The following is a 279-nucleotide window of genomic DNA, read 5'->3' as shown; positions in this document are numbered from 1 at the left end:
TCTTCATACAAGGTTTCAGTTTGTTCAGGGTTTAATTGTAAGAAGGAACGGGCGGAGAGCTTGAAGTCCAAGCCCATCAAACTTTCAATAATCGTTTCTTGCCCGGCGAGGTGGATCATCCGGTCACCCCAGACCAATGGGGTATCACCAGGATTAACATTTTGCATTACTGACACAACCTCGGGTAACTGGTCATCAATCGCTTCCAGTAATTGGTGCTTATGAACTAACTTCGGGGTGTTCGTAATGATCGTCAGTTGTACTTCACCGGTTGCCACC

Annotated in this window: 1 protein-coding gene; it reads right to left on the bottom strand. The window is 46.6% G+C overall.

Going from position 1 to position 279, the window contains the following annotated elements; genetic code table 11:
* Window positions 1-279 (bottom strand): hypothetical protein (locus tag ACFIK0_RS09465; protein WP_375663920.1); only part of this gene is annotated, 279 nt, incomplete at both ends.

The organism is Bartonella sp. CL63NXGY, assembly GCF_042194905.1.
In the GTDB taxonomy this organism is placed as follows: domain Bacteria; phylum Pseudomonadota; class Alphaproteobacteria; order Rhizobiales; family Rhizobiaceae; genus Bartonella.
The sequence above is the reverse complement of the archived record's forward strand: the minus strand, read 5'-3'. Positions and strand labels throughout refer to the sequence as shown.